Origin of the sequence: Mesorhizobium sp. B2-4-15, from assembly GCF_006658505.1 — a bacterium.
GTDB lineage: Bacteria > Pseudomonadota > Alphaproteobacteria > Rhizobiales > Rhizobiaceae > Mesorhizobium.
The window spans coordinates 261,018-276,871 of sequence record NZ_VFUZ01000005.1 but is presented as its reverse complement, the minus strand read 5'-3'; the positions used below and the strand labels follow the sequence as shown (position 1 = coordinate 276,871).

14 protein-coding genes are annotated in these 15,854 nt (G+C 64.3%); 10 read left to right on the top strand and 4 right to left on the bottom strand.

Features of this window, described 5'->3' with window-relative positions:
- Positions 1-261: 261 nt before the first annotated feature.
- Positions 262-624, bottom strand: a complete 363-nt coding sequence (locus FJ930_RS09090) for a nuclear transport factor 2 family protein (RefSeq protein WP_141836914.1) — start codon at positions 622-624, stop codon at positions 262-264.
- Between the two features lie 113 nt (positions 625-737).
- Between FJ930_RS09090 and xylA the strand changes: the two genes are divergently transcribed.
- The 3 genes from xylA (at position 738) to FJ930_RS09075 (ending at position 3,315) form a co-directional block, all read left to right on the top strand.
- Entirely contained in the window at positions 738-2,063 is a 1,326-nt protein-coding gene (xylA, locus tag FJ930_RS09085; protein ID WP_141836912.1) for a xylose isomerase, read from the top strand.
- Between the two features lie 202 nt (positions 2,064-2,265).
- Positions 2,266-2,469 (top strand): hypothetical protein, encoded by a 204-nt coding sequence (locus FJ930_RS09080; RefSeq protein ID WP_140766855.1) that lies wholly within the window; start codon positions 2,266-2,268, stop codon positions 2,467-2,469.
- Between the two features lie 72 nt (positions 2,470-2,541).
- Positions 2,542-3,315, top strand: a complete 774-nt coding sequence (locus tag FJ930_RS09075; protein ID WP_141836910.1) for a TIGR01458 family HAD-type hydrolase — start codon at positions 2,542-2,544, stop codon at positions 3,313-3,315.
- Here the strand turns inward: FJ930_RS09075 and FJ930_RS09070 are convergent.
- Complete coding sequence (locus FJ930_RS09070) at positions 3,296-4,276, bottom strand: GlxA family transcriptional regulator (protein ID WP_141836909.1); 981 nt, start codon at positions 4,274-4,276, stop codon at positions 3,296-3,298. The genes FJ930_RS09075 and FJ930_RS09070 overlap by 20 nt on opposite strands.
- 78 nt (positions 4,277-4,354) lie before the next feature.
- Between FJ930_RS09070 and FJ930_RS09065 the strand changes: the two genes are divergently transcribed.
- From FJ930_RS09065 to FJ930_RS09030, 7 genes are all read left to right on the top strand, one after another.
- Positions 4,355-5,272 carry a 3-keto-5-aminohexanoate cleavage protein gene (locus FJ930_RS09065; RefSeq protein WP_140744283.1) on the top strand — a complete coding sequence of 306 codons (918 nt, stop codon included), beginning with the start codon at positions 4,355-4,357 and terminating at the stop codon, positions 5,270-5,272.
- A 70-nt stretch (positions 5,273-5,342) separates the two neighbouring features.
- Complete coding sequence (locus tag FJ930_RS09060; protein ID WP_141836908.1) at positions 5,343-5,972, top strand: HD domain-containing protein; 630 nt, start codon at positions 5,343-5,345, stop codon at positions 5,970-5,972.
- Positions 5,969-7,063, top strand: a complete 1,095-nt coding sequence (locus FJ930_RS09055) for a carnitine 3-dehydrogenase (RefSeq protein ID WP_141836907.1) — start codon at positions 5,969-5,971, stop codon at positions 7,061-7,063. Before FJ930_RS09060 ends, FJ930_RS09055 begins: the two co-directional genes overlap by 4 nt.
- A gap of 4 nt (positions 7,064-7,067) precedes the next feature.
- A complete protein-coding gene (locus FJ930_RS09050) occupies positions 7,068-8,231 on the top strand; it encodes an acyl-CoA dehydrogenase (RefSeq protein WP_140491110.1) in 1,164 nt (387 codons plus the stop codon).
- An 86-nt stretch (positions 8,232-8,317) separates the two neighbouring features.
- Positions 8,318-10,396 carry an acetate--CoA ligase family protein gene (locus FJ930_RS09045; RefSeq protein WP_141836906.1) on the top strand — a complete coding sequence of 693 codons (2,079 nt, stop codon included), beginning with the start codon at positions 8,318-8,320 and terminating at the stop codon, positions 10,394-10,396.
- Positions 10,389-11,171 carry a carnitinyl-CoA dehydratase gene (locus FJ930_RS09040; protein WP_141836905.1) on the top strand — a complete coding sequence of 261 codons (783 nt, stop codon included), beginning with the start codon at positions 10,389-10,391 and terminating at the stop codon, positions 11,169-11,171. The genes FJ930_RS09045 and FJ930_RS09040 overlap by 8 nt, the downstream gene beginning before the upstream one ends.
- Before the next feature lie 210 nt (positions 11,172-11,381).
- Entirely contained in the window at positions 11,382-12,323 is a 942-nt protein-coding gene (locus FJ930_RS09030; RefSeq protein ID WP_141836904.1) for an alpha/beta hydrolase, read from the top strand.
- Between the two features lie 586 nt (positions 12,324-12,909).
- Here FJ930_RS09030 and FJ930_RS09020 read toward each other — a convergent pair.
- Positions 12,910-14,568 carry an FAD-binding dehydrogenase gene (locus tag FJ930_RS09020; RefSeq protein WP_141836902.1) on the bottom strand — a complete coding sequence of 553 codons (1,659 nt, stop codon included), beginning with the start codon at positions 14,566-14,568 and terminating at the stop codon, positions 12,910-12,912.
- Between the two features lie 83 nt (positions 14,569-14,651).
- Positions 14,652-15,638 (bottom strand): Gfo/Idh/MocA family oxidoreductase, encoded by a 987-nt coding sequence (locus FJ930_RS09015; RefSeq protein ID WP_140744292.1) that lies wholly within the window; start codon positions 15,636-15,638, stop codon positions 14,652-14,654.
- Positions 15,639-15,854 lie beyond the last annotated feature (216 nt).

Sequence of the window (15,854 nt, the reverse complement as noted above, 5' to 3'; positions counted from 1 at the left end):
CGGGGCCTGGCCCACAACCCGTTTCCGGGCGTCGGCGCTGCCCCTCACCTGCCTGCCGGCATCCTCTCCCCGTATAGAGACGGGGAGAGGGGCGCTAGTATCGCCGATTTCGCCAATCGTCATTGTTTCAAGAAGGGTGCCGGAGTTGGGGACAGCCCCCTTCTCCCCGTCCCTATACGGGGAGAAGGTGCCGGCAGGCGGATGAGGGGCGGCGCCGACCTTCGCGGTAGGCTCTATGCACCGCACGTTAGCGGATTGCGCTCACTGCGCCGGCACCTTGTCGAGGAAGCCGGTAACGCTCTTCAGCCGACCGTTCTCGATGACGCCGACATCGGTGCCCTCGATGACGGAGTCCGTGCCTTCGGGTCCAAGGTTCCAGGAAAAGCGGATCTTGTCGGCGAAGCCGTCCGGCGTGCCCTTCAGCGAGAAACGGAAGCCGGCAAAACGATGCTGCACCCCGTCGATCAGGGCCGCGACGCCTTCATGGCCGTCGCCCTGCATGATCGGATCGCGATAGCTGACGTCCTCGGTGAGGGTCGCCTTGAGCAATTCGGCGCGGCGGCCGGCGTCGCTTTCGTTCCAGGCGGTGATGTAGCCCTCGGCGATCTTGTTGAGGTCGGTCATGGTCTGTCTCCTTTGTTTGACGGTTTTGACCCGAGCCTTTTCGACCACCCCAGGACCGAAACCAATTACGCCTGAGGTAATCAGGGCGAACTATTCGAGAGAGGACAGGAATCATGAGCAGCGGATTTTTCGGCGACATCCAGAAGATCAAATATGAAGGACCGGATTCGACCAATCCGCTGGCCTACCGGTTCTACAACCCGGACGAAATGGTGGCCGGCAAGCGGCTGGAAGACCATCTGCGCTTCGCCGTCGCTTACTGGCATTCCTTCGCCTGGCCCGGCGGCGATCCGTTCGGCGGCCAGACCTTCGACCGCCCCTGGTTCCCCAAGGCCGGCGGGATCGACACGATGGAACTGGCGAAACTGAAAGCGGATGTCGCCTTCGAGATGTTCTCGCTGCTCGGCACCCCCTATTTCTGTTTCCACGACGCCGACGTGCGGCCGGAGGGCAAGGATTTTTCCGAGAGTGCCGCACGGCTCGATGAAATCGCTGACTATTTCGCTATCAAGATGAAGCAGACCGGCGTCAAGCTGCTCTGGGGCACGGCGAACCTCTTCTCGCATCGCCGTTTCATGTCCGGCGCCGCCACCAATCCCGATCCGGATGTCTTTGCCTACGCGGCGGCGACGGTGAAAAGCTGCATCGACGTCACCAAGCGGCTGAAGGGCGAGAATTATGTCCTGTGGGGCGGCCGCGAAGGCTATGAGACGCTGCTCAACACCGACCTTGCCCGCGAGCAGGAGCAGGCCGGCCGCTTCCTCAACCTCGTCGTCGAGTACAAGCACAAAATTGGCTTCAAGGGCACCATCCTGATCGAGCCGAAGCCGCAGGAGCCGACAAAACATCAGTATGATTACGACGTCGCGACCGTCTATGGCTTCCTCAAGCGCTTCGGCCTCGAGAAGGAGGTCAAGGTGAACATCGAGCAGGGCCATGCCATCCTCGCCGGCCATTCCTTCGAGCACGAACTGGCGCTGGCCAACGCGCTCGGCATCTTCGGTTCGATCGACATGAACCGCAACGACTACCAGTCGGGCTGGGACACCGACCAGTTCCCCAACAACGTGCCGGAGATGGCGCTTGCCTATTACCAGGTTCTGCAAGGCGGCGGCTTCAAGACCGGCGGCACCAATTTCGACGCCAAGCTGCGTCGCCAGTCGCTCGATCCGCAGGACCTGCTGATCGCTCATATCGGCGGCATGGACGCCTGCGCGCGCGGCCTCAAGGCGGCGGCGCGGATGGTCGAGGACAAGGCATTGTCGGGACCGCTGGCCGAACGCTACGCCGGCTGGAACAGCGCCGAGGCCAAGGCGATGCTGTCGGGCAAGCGTACGCTGGAAGAGATCGCCGAACGTGTGGTGAAGAAGAAGATCGAGCCGCAGCCGCGCTCCGGCCGCCAGGAGCTGCTGGAGAACATCGTCAACCGCTACGTCTGAGACGTTTGCCGGCCAGCAATCCAGGCCGGCAACCGGTCCGTTCGAAAAGTTGGCGCGCGGAACCTTCTGCGCGCCATGTCGAAATCAGGGACAATCTTTTGCCCCGCACCGCCCCTTAATCGCCCCGCTCCTGCCTTCAAATGGTCGTCACGAATCTCGTATAAGAGTGGCTCGTGGCGGGAAGGAAAGGAGGCGAAACGATATGCAGCACGAACGTGAAATCGACGCCCTACTCTCACCTGGCGAGGCTGGTTCGATCATCGATCGGCTGATGGCGCTGCCGCATTCGAAAGACAGCGCCCGCAAGACAAATGAATGGGATCGCGCGGTCGCCGCGCGGCTCGAAACGGCACTGGCCAAGAGCATGCGCTCGCGCATCGTCGGCGATGGCCGCGACGCCGCCTGATTCTTCCGTGATTTCAGTGGTCTGATTCTTCCGCGGTTTGACGAATGGAGACGCTTTCTCCATCCTGCATCGATGATACGCGCGGTGCTCCTGGATCTTCTGGGTGTCGTCTACGATGGCGACACCCAGATCGCGGGCGCCGTGGCCGCCGTCGAACACCTGCGCAAGGCTGGCCTGCCGCTTCGCTTCGTCAGCAACACGACACGTTCGCCGCGCGACAGAATCCTCGCACAGCTTGCCGCTCTGGGCGTCCGCGTGAAGGACGAGGAACTGCTGACGCCGGCGCGTGCCGCGGTCGAATGGTTGCGCAGGCACGGCCGCCAGCCTCATCTGCTCGTCCATCCAGACCTCAAGGCCGAGTTTTCAGGCCTGGACGGCGGCAATGGCCGCGCTGTCGTCGTCGGTGACGCCGGCGATGCCTTCGACCATGCAAGCCTCAACCGGGTGTTTCGCGAACTCGTTGCCGGTGCCGATTTTCTCGCGCTTGCCACCAATCGCACCTTCAAGGATGCCGACGGCCTGCTCAGCCTCGACGCCGGGGCCTTCGTCGCGGCCCTCGAATTCGCCAGCGGGCGAAGTCCCGTCGTGCTCGGCAAACCGTCGCCCGATTTCTTCCTCTCGGCGCTTGCCGGCTTGAATTGCCCGGCCGCCGATGCGGTCATGGTTGGCGACGATGCGGAGAGTGACGTCGCCGGCGCCCTGCGCGCGGGGCTTGGCGCGGCGCTGCTCGTGCGAACGGGCAAGTACCGCCCTGGCGACGAAACGCGCTTCGACCCGGCGCCCACGGCGCTGGTCGACGACCTCGCCGCCGCGACAGACTGGATACTCAGCCGCGCCGCAGCCTGACCGGCGCTTCACCGAAAGCCCTGGAAAACGCCCTGGAAAATGCGGCTGCGGACGAAAAGCCGGTCCGCCCGGCAATGTCCGCCATCGCGATCCGCGTGTCGACCACCAGCCGTCGTGCGGCACCCAGGCGCAGCCTGAGATAGTAAGCGCCCGGCGTCTCGCCGATCGACTTGCGAAAGATGCTTTCCAGTGTCCGTGCGGTCACGCCGGCGCGCTTGGCGACCGCCTCTATGGTCAGCGGCTGGTCGACATGCGCTTCCATCAGCCGGATGGCTTGCGCCAGACGGGGATCGTAGCCGTCGAGCCGGCCGAGCGAGACCAGCGGTTGCGCATCCGTGGCGGCGCGCGCCTGGTCGTAGATGAAGACGCTGGCGACATCGAGCGCCACGGCCATGCCGAGACGCGTGCGAATGAGATGCAGCATCAGATCGAAGGTCGGCGAGGCGCCGCCCGAGGTGAAGACCGGTCCGTCGATGACATAGCGGTCCGGACGGACATCGACGCCGGGGAAAGCCGATGAAAAATCTTCCATGTCCTCCCAATGGGTGGTGGCGCTTCGCCCTTCCAGCAGGCCGGCACGCGCCACCAGCCATGTGCCGGCCTCGACACCGCCGCAGGCGCGCGCCGTCCGTGCCGCGCGGCGCAAGCCTGCGAGCAGCGCCGATGTCGCGTAGTTCTGGGTGCCGAAACCAGCCACGACGACAAGAACGTCGGTTGATTCGTTTGCGTCGAAGCGGCCGCTGACCGCCACCGGCAGGCCGCAAGTGGTGACCGGAGCCTCGCCGGTCACCGAGACCAGCTTGAAGTCGAACAATGTCTCGCCTGAGATGCGGTTTGCGGCGCGCAGCGGATCGACAGCCGACGCCACGCACATGATGGACGAGCCGGAAAACACCAGCAGCGTCACCTTGAGCGGCGAGCGTTCGGCACGAAAGATATCGGTTTTTTCGCTTTTGATCATGGAAGCTTCGTAAAACGCAAAACAGTTTCCGGCAAGTCGGTCATTGTTGCGGTCTGTTTCTATGGGAGGAGAAATTCCATGCCGCTCGCGATGAACCGTGAGGTCTTCATTACCTGTGCCGTGACCGGGTCCGGCGGTTCGCAGGATCGCAGCCCGCATGTGCCGCGTTCGCCCAAGCAGATCGCCGATTCGGCGATCGACGCGGCCAAGGCGGGTGCTGCCATCGTCCATTGCCATGTCCGCGATCCCGAAACCGGCAAGCCCAGGCGCGATGTGCATCTCTATCGTGAGGTCACCGAGCGCATCCGCGAGGCCAATGTCGACGTGGTGCTGAACCTCACCGCCGGAATGGGCGGCGACATGGTGTTCGGCTCGCCGGAAGCGCCGCTGCCGCTCAACGAAAAGGGTACCGACATGGGCGGCGCCACCAACCGCATGGAACATGTGCGCCAGTGCCTGCCTGAGATCTGCACGCTCGACTGCGGCACCATGAATTTCGCCGAGGCCGACTATGTCATGACCAACACGCCCGGCATGCTGCGCGCCATGGGCGGCATGATGACGGCACTCGGCGTCAAGCCCGAGATCGAGGCCTTCGACACCGGCCATCTCTGGTTCGCCAAGCAGCTGGTGGAGGAAAGGGTGCTGAACCCCGACGCGCTGGTGCAGCTCTGCATGGGCGTGCCGTGGGGCGCGCCCGACGACCTCAACACCTTCATGGCCATGGTCAACAACGTGCCGTCGACCTGGACCTGGTCGGCCTTTTCCATCGGCCGCAACCAGATGGCTTATGCCGCCGCCGCCGTGCTGGCCGGCGGCAACGTCCGCGTCGGGCTGGAGGACAATCTGTGGCTCGACAAGGGCGTGCTGGCGACCAACGCGCAGCTGGTCGAGCGCGCCGCCAGCATCGTCACCAATCTCGGCGCCACGATCCTCGGGCCCGAGGAAGTGCGCAAGAAGCTCAACCTTACCAAGCGGGCGCCGATCGCGGCGTGAGCCAGAGCCTGATCCCGAAAAGCCGTAGCCGGCTTTCGGAAAGATCATGCGCTCAACCCGGGAGACGCAGATGACGACCGTTAAATTCACCGCGATGAAGGATGGCGACAGGGACGACTACGAGTTCCTGACCGCGCATGAAATCGACTATGCGGCCAAGACCGGCGAGCGATTGCTCGACGCGCTGGTGCAACTCGACGAGGGCCTTTCGGGCTACAAGATCACCAGGCTCGGCCATTCGCTGCAGGCGGCGACACGCGCCTGGCGCGACGGCGCCGATACCGACTGGATCGCCTGTGCATTGCTGCACGACATCGGCGACATCTACGCGCCCTACAACCATGACGAATATGCCGCGTCGATCCTGAAACCTTTCGTGCGCGAGCAATGCACCTGGGTGGTGGAAAAGCACGGCGATTTCCAGCGGCTCTATTACGCCCATCACCTTGGCGGCAATCGCCATGCCCGCGACCGCTTCGCCGGCCATGCCTATTTCGACGATTGCGACCAGTTCTGCGAGCGCTGGGACCAGTCGAGCTTCGATCCCGACTACGAGACATTGCCGATCGACTTCTTTCGGCCCTTCGTGCTCGAAGTCTTCACCCGAAGGGCCTACGACCCCCAGGTGACACGCGCCGGCGAGCGCGTGCCGCTCATCGATCCCCAAATAGCCAATAAGAGAACCGGAGCCTCCCTATGAGCATCATCAACAAGGCAGCCGCCATCGGTGGCGGTGTCATCGGCGCCGGCTGGGTCGCGCGCCTGCTGCTCAACGGCATCGACGTGGCGATCTTCGATCCCGATCCCGAGGCGTCGCGCAAGGTCAGCGAAGTGATGAAGGGCGCGCGCCGCGCCTATAAGCAGATGGTGCCCGGTGGCCTGCCGAAAGAAGGCAAGCTGACCTTCGCCAAGACCATCGCCGAGGCGGTGGCAGACGCCGATTTCATCCAGGAAAGCGTCCCGGAACGGCTCGACCTCAAGCACAAGGTGCTGGCCGAGATCGACACCCATGCGCCGGCCAACGCCATTGTCGGCTCCTCCACCTCCGGCATCAAGCCGACGGACATGCAGGTGGCGATGAAGAAGCATCCGGAACGGCTGGTCGTCGGCCACCCGTTCAACCCGGTCTACCTCCTGCCGCTGGTCGAGATCGTCGGCGGCGATCAGACTTTTCCCGAAGCGATCGAGGTCGCCAAGGAGATCTATGCCTCGATCGGCATGAAGCCTGTCGTCATCCGCAAGGAGATCGAAGCATTTGTCGGCGACCGCCTGCTTGAAGCCGCCTGGCGCGAGGCACTGTGGCTAATCAAGGACGGCATCTGCACCGTCGAGGAACTCGACGACATCATGCGCTACGGCTTCGGCCTGCGCTGGGCGCAGATGGGCATGTTTCAGGTCTACCGTGTCGCCGGTGGCGAAGCCGGCATGCGCCACTTCATGGCCCAGTTCGGACCCTGCCTGAAATGGCCATGGACCAAGCTGATGGACGTGCCGGAGTTCAACGACGAGCTGGTGGATCTGATCGCCACCCAGTCGGACGACCAGGCGCATGGCCTGTCGATCCGCGAGCTGGAAAAGATCCGCGACGACAATCTGGTCGCCATCATGGATGCGCTGTCGAAGCAGAACAAGGGCAAGGGCTGGGGCGCCGGCGCCTTGCACAAGGACTATACGACGCAGCTGGCCAAGCTGGCGGCGAAGAAGCCGACCGCTTCAAAGGCGGCCGAGAAGGCCAAGGCCTCCAAGCCGGTGAAGAAGGCGGATAAGCCGAAGAACAAGAGGAAGGGCTGAGGCCATGGATTTCGGTCTTTCGGAAGAGCAGAAGCTCATCGTCGAGACGACGCGCGCCTTCGTCGAGAACGAGCTCTACCCGCATGAGCGTGAGGTGGAGCGCACCGGCGTGCTGCGCCGCGAGCTCATCGAGGAGTTGAAGGCCAAGGCGATCGAGGCCGGGCTCTATGCCGCCAACATGCCGGCCGATGTCGGCGGCGCGGGGCTCGATACGGTGACCTGGCTGCTCTACGAGAAAGAGCTCGGCCGCGCCAATTACGCGCTGCACTGGACCTGCGTGGCGCGCCCCTCCAACATCCTGCTCGCCGGCACCCCCGAACAGCGCGAAAAATATCTCTTCCCCTGCATCCGTGGCGAGAAATGGGACTGTCTGGCGATGACCGAGCCGGGCGCCGGCTCGGACTTGCGCGGCATGAAGGCGACTGCGGTGCAGGATGGCGACGACTGGGTGCTGAACGGCACCAAGCACTTTATCTCCCACGCCGATCTTGCCGATTTCGCTATCGTCTTCATGGCCTCGGGCGAAGAGGACTCACCGCGCGGCAAGCGCAAGAAGATCACCGCCTTCTTCGTCGACAAGGGCACCAAGGGATTCACGGTGCGCGACGGCTACCGCAACGTCTCGCATCGCGGCTACACCAACGCAATCCTTGAATTCGACGATTGCCGGCTGCCGGCGAGCCAGGTGCTGGGAGAGGTGCATAAAGGCTTCGACGTCGCCAACTCCTGGCTTGGCGCCACGCGTTTGCAGGTCGGTGCCACCTGTCTTGGCCGCGCCGAGCGGGCGCTTGGCCATGCGGTCGAGTACGCCGCGCAGCGCCAGCAGTTCGGCCAGCAGATCGGCAAGTTCCAGGGCGTCTCGTTCAAGCTCGCCGACATGGCGACTGAACTGAAGGCCGCCGACCTTATGGTGTTCGAGGCCGGCTGGAAGTACGATCAAGGCACTGTCACCGATCAGGACATGGCCATGGCCAAGCTTAAGGCTACAGAGATGCTGGCCTATGTCGCCGACGAGGCGATCCAGATCCATGGTGGCATGGGGCTGATGGACGATTTGCCGCTGGAGCGCATCTGGCGCGATGCCCGCGTCGAGCGCATCTGGGAAGGCACGTCGGAGATTCAGCGACATATTATTTCGCGGGCGCTGCTGCGTCCGTTCGGGGCTTAGAGCATGATCGCCCAAAGCCGGGATTCGGTTTTGCAGGACAAACGTGATCGTTTGTCCTGGGATCGCGCTCAAATGAAAAGATGACCATGCATAAACTCGAACGTCTCCTGCGCCCGAAATCGATCGCCGTGTTCGGCGGCGTGCAGGCCGCCGCCGTCGTGGCGCAATCGATCAAGATGGGTTTTGCCGGCGAAATCTGGCCGGTGCACCCGACCAAGGATGAGGTCGCCGGTCGCAAGGCATATCGTTCGGTGGCGGACCTGCCCGGCGCGCCGGATGCCGCCTTTGTCGGCGTCAACCGGCACCTGACCATCGAGGTGGTCAAGGCACTGGCCGAGCGCGGCGCTGGCGGCGCCGTCTGCTTTGCCGCCGGCTTCCTCGAAACCGAGGCCTATGACGAGGACGGCGAGCGGCTGCAGGCCGAACTGGTCGCGGCAGCAGGCCATATGCCGATCATCGGCCCGAATTGCTACGGCCTGATCAATTATGCCGACGGCGCACTGCTGTGGCCCGACCAGCATGGCGGCATCAGGCTGGCCGAGGGCGGCAAAGGCGTCGCCATCATCACACAATCGTCCAACATCGCCATCAACATGACGATGCAGAAGCGCGGCCTGCCCATCGCCTTCCTGATGACAGCCGGCAACCAGGCGCAGACAGGCCTGTCGGAAATGGCGCTCGGCCTGATCGAGGACGAGCGCGTCACCTCGCTCGGCCTGCACATCGAGGCTTTCGATTCGGTGGCCGGCTTCGAGAAGCTGGCCGCCCGGGCGCGGGAATTGAAAAAACCGATCATCGCCATGAAGGTCGGCCGCTCCGAGCAGGCGCGGCAGGCGACGGTGTCGCACACGGCTTCGCTTGCCGGCTCGGATGCGGCATCCGGCGCCTTCCTGAGGCGACTGGGCATCGCCCGCGTCGATTCCATCCCCGCCTTCATCGAGGCGCTGAAGCTGCTGCACATCACCGGTCCGCTGCCCGGCTATCGTCTGTCGTCGATGAGCTGTTCGGGCGGCGAGGCGTCGGTCATGGCCGACAGCGCCGAAGGGCGCTGGGTCAACTTTCCGGTTCTGACGGAGCAGCACCGGGCCCATGTCAAATCAACGCTCGGGCCGTTGGTCGCGGTCGCCAATCCGTTGGACTATCACACCTTCATCTGGAACAACGAGCCGGCGATGACCGCCACCTTCACCGCCATGGTGTCGGGCGGTTTCGACTTGAACATGCTGGTGCTCGATTTCCCGCGCCCCGACCGCTGCTCGGTCACGGACTGGTGGGCGACGCTGCGTGCCTTCGAATCGGCGCTGAAGACCAACAAGGCACACGGTGCGATCGTTTCATCGCTGCCGGAGAACCTGCCCGAGGAATACACCGCCGAGCTGATGGCGCGCGGCATGGTGCCGCTGTTCGGCATTTCCGAAGCCATGGATGCCGCCCAGGCGGCGGCCTTCATTGGCTGGGCCTGGCGCGAGCCGCAGGCGCAGCCGGTCGATACATCGGCCGCAGGCGCTTCGGAGGGCGAGCATGTCACGCCGGACGAGGCTGTGGCGAAGGCGCGGCTGATCAAGGCCGGGCTTCCAGTGCCCAAGGGCGAGCGCGCCGGTAATGCGGTCGAGGCGGTGATCTCGTCGATGGCGCTTGGTTTCCCCGTGGCGCTGAAGGCGCTGGGCGTCACCCACAAATCCGAGGTCGGCGCCGTCAGGCTCAACCTTAAGGATGCCGAATCCGTCAGCACGGCGGCGCATGACCTGCTGCCGCTCGGCACCGGGCTTTATGTCGAGCGCATGGTGCGCGACGGTGTTGCCGAACTGATCGTCGGTTTCACCCGCGATCCGATGTTCGGCGCGGTGATGACGCTGGGCACCGGTGGCGTGCTGGTCGAATTGCTGCGCGACAGCGTCACGCTGATGCTGCCCGCGACCCGCGACGACATCGAGGCGGCATTGCGCGGCCTGAAGCTCTATCCGCTGCTCGAAGGCTATCGCGGCCGGCCGAAAGCCGACGTCGCGGCTGCCATCGATGCCATCGCGGGCATCGCCGACTTCGTGCAGAAGAATGCCGGCGAGATCGAGGAACTCGATATCAACCCGCTGATCGTCTGCGTCGAGGGCAAGGGCGCCTGGATCGCCGACGCGCTGCTGGTACTGGGAGAGAACAGGAATGTCTGACGTCATTTCAACCCGCCGCGAAGGCTCGATCCTCGAGGTCACGCTTGACCGGCCCAAGGCCAACGCCATCGACCTGAAGACCTCGCGGCTGATGGGCGAGACCTTCAAGGCGTTCCGCGACGATGCCGGCTTGCGCGTCGCCATCGTCAAGACCGCCGGCGACAAGTTCTTCAGCGCCGGCTGGGACTTGAAGGCGGCTGCCGGCGGCGATGCGGTCGACGGCGATTATGGCGTCGGCGGCTTTGCCGGGCTGCAGGAATTGCGCGGCCTCAACAAGCCGGTCATCGCCTGCGTCAACGGCATGGCGGTCGGCGGCGGCTTCGAACTGGCGCTGTCCTGCGACCTCATCTATGCCTCCGACCACTCCTCCTTCGCGCTGCCAGAAATCCGCGCCGGCACGCTGGCCGACGCGGCGACGATCAAGCTGCCGAAGCGCATCCCCTATCATGTCGCCATGGACCTGCTGCTCACCGGTCGCTGGATGGACGTCGCCGAGGCGCATCGCTGGGGCCTGGTCAACGAGGTCCTCCCCAAGGAGAAGCTCGAGGATCGCGTCTGGGAAATCGCCCGGCTGCTGGCCAGCGGCCCGCCGCTGGTCTTCGCCGCGATCAAGGAGACCGCGCGGGTGGCCGAAGCGCTTACCTTCCAGGACGCCATGAACCGGGTGACGCGCCGGCAATTGGCGACGGTCGATGCGCTTTATGGTTCCGAAGACAATATGGAAGGTTTCCGCGCTTTTGCCGAGAAGCGGGAGCCGGTGTGGAAGGGAAAGTGACTCGGAGATGATGGCATTCCGTCCCACCCCCCTCTGGCCTGCCGGGCATCTCCCCCGCAAAGGGGGAGATCGGATGCCATCTCAGCTTTCGCCAATCTTCGACGTTCAAAAGAATGCGCCGCCAGCGGAACTGGCAATCTCCCCCCTTGCGGGGGAGATGTCCGGCAGGACAGAGGGGGGTGCCTGGGCTCAGCTTTGGCAATCCGCCCCATGACCGATTACAAAGCCCTCATCGACGCCGAGACCTGGGCCTTCATCGAGCGGACCAATTCCTACTATCCGCCCGATACGATCGACTACACGATCGCGCAGCAGCGCGAGATCTATGATCGCATGTGCCGGGAATTCTTTGCCGGCTATCCAGAGGGCGTCACGGCCGAAACATCGGCCATTGCGACGCCCGAGCACAAGATCCCGATCCGTATCTATCGCAATGGAGTGCCTGACAAGGCAGCGACGGTGCTCTACATCCATGGCGGCGGCTTCATCCTCGGCGGCCTGGACAGCCATGACGATGTCTGCGCCGAGCTTTGCGCCCGCACCGGCTACGAGGTTGTCTCCGTCGATTACCGGCTGGCGCCGGAGCACCTGCATCCGGCTGCCTTCGACGACGCCATGAGTGCCTTCGAATGGGCTGCCGCCACCTACGACAGCCCTATCCTGCTTTGCGGCGACAGCGCCGGCGGCAATCTCTGCGCCGCGGTCAGCCATGCCACGCGCGGCCACGCGAAAAGGCCGATCGGCCAGGTACTGATCTATCCCGGGCTCGGCGGCGACCGCTCGAACGGTTCCTATGTCACGCACGCCGAGGCGCCGATGCTGACCATGCGCGATCTCGAATTTTACAAGCATATCCGTACCGGCGGCGCGGACCAGACCGGCGACATAACGCTATCGCCGCTCGCCGACGCCGATTTCGCCAACCTGCCGCCGTCAGTGCTGATTACCGCCGAGTGCGATCCGCTCTCGTCGGACGGCGAGGCCTATCGCGACCGGGTCGTCGCGGCGGGCGGACGGGCCGTCTGGATCGAGGAAAAGGGTCTGGTGCACGGCTATCTCAGGGCCCGGCACACGGTGGGGCGCGCCCGCGCCAGCTTCACGCGCATTGTCGACGCGGCAGCTGCGCTTGGGAGGGGCGCCTGGCCCTGGTAAGCGATTTTCTTCAGCCGCGGCATTGTCCGGCAAATTTCGCGACCCATTCGCACGCCACGTAATGCAGGCGCAATGCCGGACGGGCAGATCCACCCCCATGGGTGGCCAACGGCAAGGAAACAGCAGCTATCATGACCAGGTTCGGAAGCGCCTTGGCGCTCCTTCTTTGCGCCGCGACGCTCAGCGCATGTGTCGCCACGGACGATTATCGCGACCGCCCCTGGCGCGACCACCATTGGCGCGATCGCGACCACAGACCCGACAGGCCTTGGAGACCGTATAGACCATGGCGCCCCGACAGGCCCGATCGCCCGGACCGACCCGACAGGCCAGACTGGCCAAACAGGCCCGAGCGTCCGGACAGACCGGATCGGCCCGACAGGCCGGATCGTCCGGATCGGCCCGATTGCGTCGGCGGGCCGGCAATCGATTGTGCGCCGCGGCCTGACATCCAGCCCGGCGAGCCGGATTGCCGTGGCGGCCCGGCGACGGCGCCGTCATCCGATTGTATCGAGCCGCGCCGACCGCGCCGGAATCCCTGATCGAGTGCCGGCAGGGCATATGCGCCAGGCTGCACTGGCCCGGCCTACGCCACCGAACGCCCCGCCGCCCGGCCGGCGCTGCGGCCGGAAAAGATGCAGCCGCCGAGGAACGTGCCTTCGAGCGCCGCATAGCCATGCATGCCGCCGCCGCCGAAGCCGGCGGCCTCGCCCACGGCATAAAGTCCCGCAACTGGCTGGGCGTCGGCGCCAAGCACCCGGCTGTCGAGATCGGTCTGCAGGCCGCCCAGCGTCTTGCGGGTCAGGATATTGAGACGCACCGCGATCAACGGGCCATTCGCGGGGTCGAGCATCTTGTGCGGCTTGGCGGTGCGGATCAGCCGGTCGCCGAGATAGGCGCGTGCGCCCCGCAGCGCGGTGACCTGCATGTCCTTGGAGAACGGGTTGTCGAGCTGACGGTCGCGGGCGCGGATCTCGCGCTCGACTTGCGCAACGTCCAGCAGCGGCTCGCCGCCGGTAAGCGCATTCATGCGCGCCACCAGCTTGGGCAATTCGGCCTCGACGATGAAATCCTCGCCCTTCTCCATGAAGGCTTTCACCGGACCGGGAATGCCCGATGTGGCGCGGCCAAGCACCTGACGCCAACTTTTTCCGGTCAGGTCCGGGTTCTGTTCGGAACCCGACAGCGCGAATTCCTTCTGGATGATCTTCCTGGTCAGGATGAACCAGGAGTAGTCGAAGCCGGTGCCCATGATATGGCTGAGCGTGCCCAGCGTGTCGAAGCCGGGATAGAGCGGCACGGGCAGGCGCTTGCCGCGCGCATCAAGCCAGAGCGAGGACGGGCCGGGCAGGATGCGGATCGCATGATCGGTCCAGATCGGCGCCCAGTTTTTTATACCTTCGACATAGTGCCACATGCGGTCGCGGTTGATGATCGAGCCGCCGGCCTGTTCCGTGATCGCCAGCATGCGGCCATCGACATGGTCTGGCACGCCGGTGATCATGCGCTTCGGCGCCATGCCGAGGCGCTTGGGCCAGTTTTCCCGCACCAGCTGATGGTTGCCACCGATGCCGCCCGAAGCGACGATGACCGCTTGCGCGTGAAGCTCGAAATCGCCTGATATGTCGCGCGAACTCTTGTGACCGCGCTCGACACTGCTCGGATCGAGGATGTCGCCGCGCACACCGGTGACGGCAGCACCCGTGCGTGTCAGTTCGTTGACCCGGTGACGGAACTTGAAGCTGACCAGCCCGCTTTTCTGCGCCTCGCCCACGCGCTGCACGAAGGGTTCGAGCACGCCGGGGCCGGTGCCCCAGGTGATGTGAAAGCGCGGCACCGAATTGCCGTGGCCGATGGCGTTGCCGCCGCCGCGCTCAGCCCAGCCAACCACGGGAAAAAACTTCAGGCCGCGCTCAATCAGCCAGGAGCGCTTTTCGCCGGCGGCGAAGTCGACATAGGCCTCCGCCCATTTGCGCGGCCAGAAATCTTCAGGCCGGTCGAAAGCGGCGGTGCCCATCCAGTCCTCGAGCGCCAGGTCAAAGGAATCACGGATGCGCATGCGCCGCTGTTCGGGTGAATCGACCAGGAAAAGCCCGCCGAAAGACCAGAATGCCTGGCCGCCAAGCGACTGCTCCGGCTCCTGGTCGACGATGATGACTTTCTTGCCGGCCTCGGCAAGCTCGGCGGCGGCAACCAGCCCGGCAAGGCCGGCGCCGACAATGATCACGTCCGCGTCGTCAGCCATTTTCCCTCCCGGAACTAGCCGGCTAACGCAATTCCAGGAAAAGTGTAAGCGGTTTTCCGTCCGGAATTGCGTCAAACAAAGAGTCAGACGGCCTCCCAGCCGTCCTTGCCGCCGGCGCGGAAGATGGCGTCGATGACTTTCTGGTTGAGCACGGATTCTTCCAGCGTGAAGACGCGTTCCTCGCCGCCAAGTGCTGCGCGCGCGAAGGTCTCGACCTCCAGCCTGTACTGCTGCGTGCCGGGGAAGCGGAACACCTGTGCCTCGGTGTGGTTCTGGTTGTGCAGCTCGACGCGGTGATGGTCGTAGAGGCCGGCATTGAAGGGCGAGAACACCTCGATGAAACCCTTTTCGCCGTGAAACACCATCACCTGGCGTGCCGCCATCTGCGTCGACAGGTAGAAGGACAGCTCGAAGTCACCGAAATCGGCGCGGATCGAGGAATAGATGTCGGTGCCGAATTTCTTGTCGCGCTCGATCGTCGCCTGCACGCGCAGCGGCTCCTTGCCGGTCGAAAAGCGCGTCGATACGGTCGGATAGACGCCGATATCGGGCAGCGCGCCGCCGCCGAGGTCGAGCTGGTTGCGCATGTTGTTGGGGTCGATATTGTAATAGGAAAACGCGCCCTGAACGTGGCGCAGCCGGCCGATGGCACCGCCGGCGATGAGATCGCGCACCTTGATCCATTGCGGATGATAGATGACCATGAAGGCCTCGCAGACCAGCACCTTCTTCTGGTCGCGCAGTTTGATCAGCGGCAGGATGTCCTTGGCGTCGAGTGCCAGCGGCTTTTCGACCAGCACATGCTTGCCGGCTTCGATGGCCTTGGCCGTCCATTCGACATGCTGCGATGTCGGCAGCGGGATGTAGACGCCGTCGACCTCATTGGAGGCGAGCAGTTCCTCGTAAGAGCCAAACGCATGCCGCGCGCCGAAACGCTCGCCCAATGCCTTTGCCTTCGACAGGTCGCGACTGGCAATCGCCGACAGCACGCCATTCTCCGCCTCGACGATTGCCGGCAACAACTGCTCGCGGCCGATCTTGGCCGTCGACAACACACCCCATCGGAACATCGCGCTTCTCCATGTCGGTTACATCGATGGAGGTGTGCCCCAATTCCGGAGAAAAGCCAATCGCAGACGCGGGTCACAAAGCGCCTTCGTCATCCTCGAGCTTGACCGGGGATCCATTCCGTGACCTATGACGTAAAGTGCGACGGTGCAGAATTCCGTAACCGTTGCAAGGCCTTAGCGTCACGGAATGGATCCTGGGGTCTGCGCCGCGTCGCT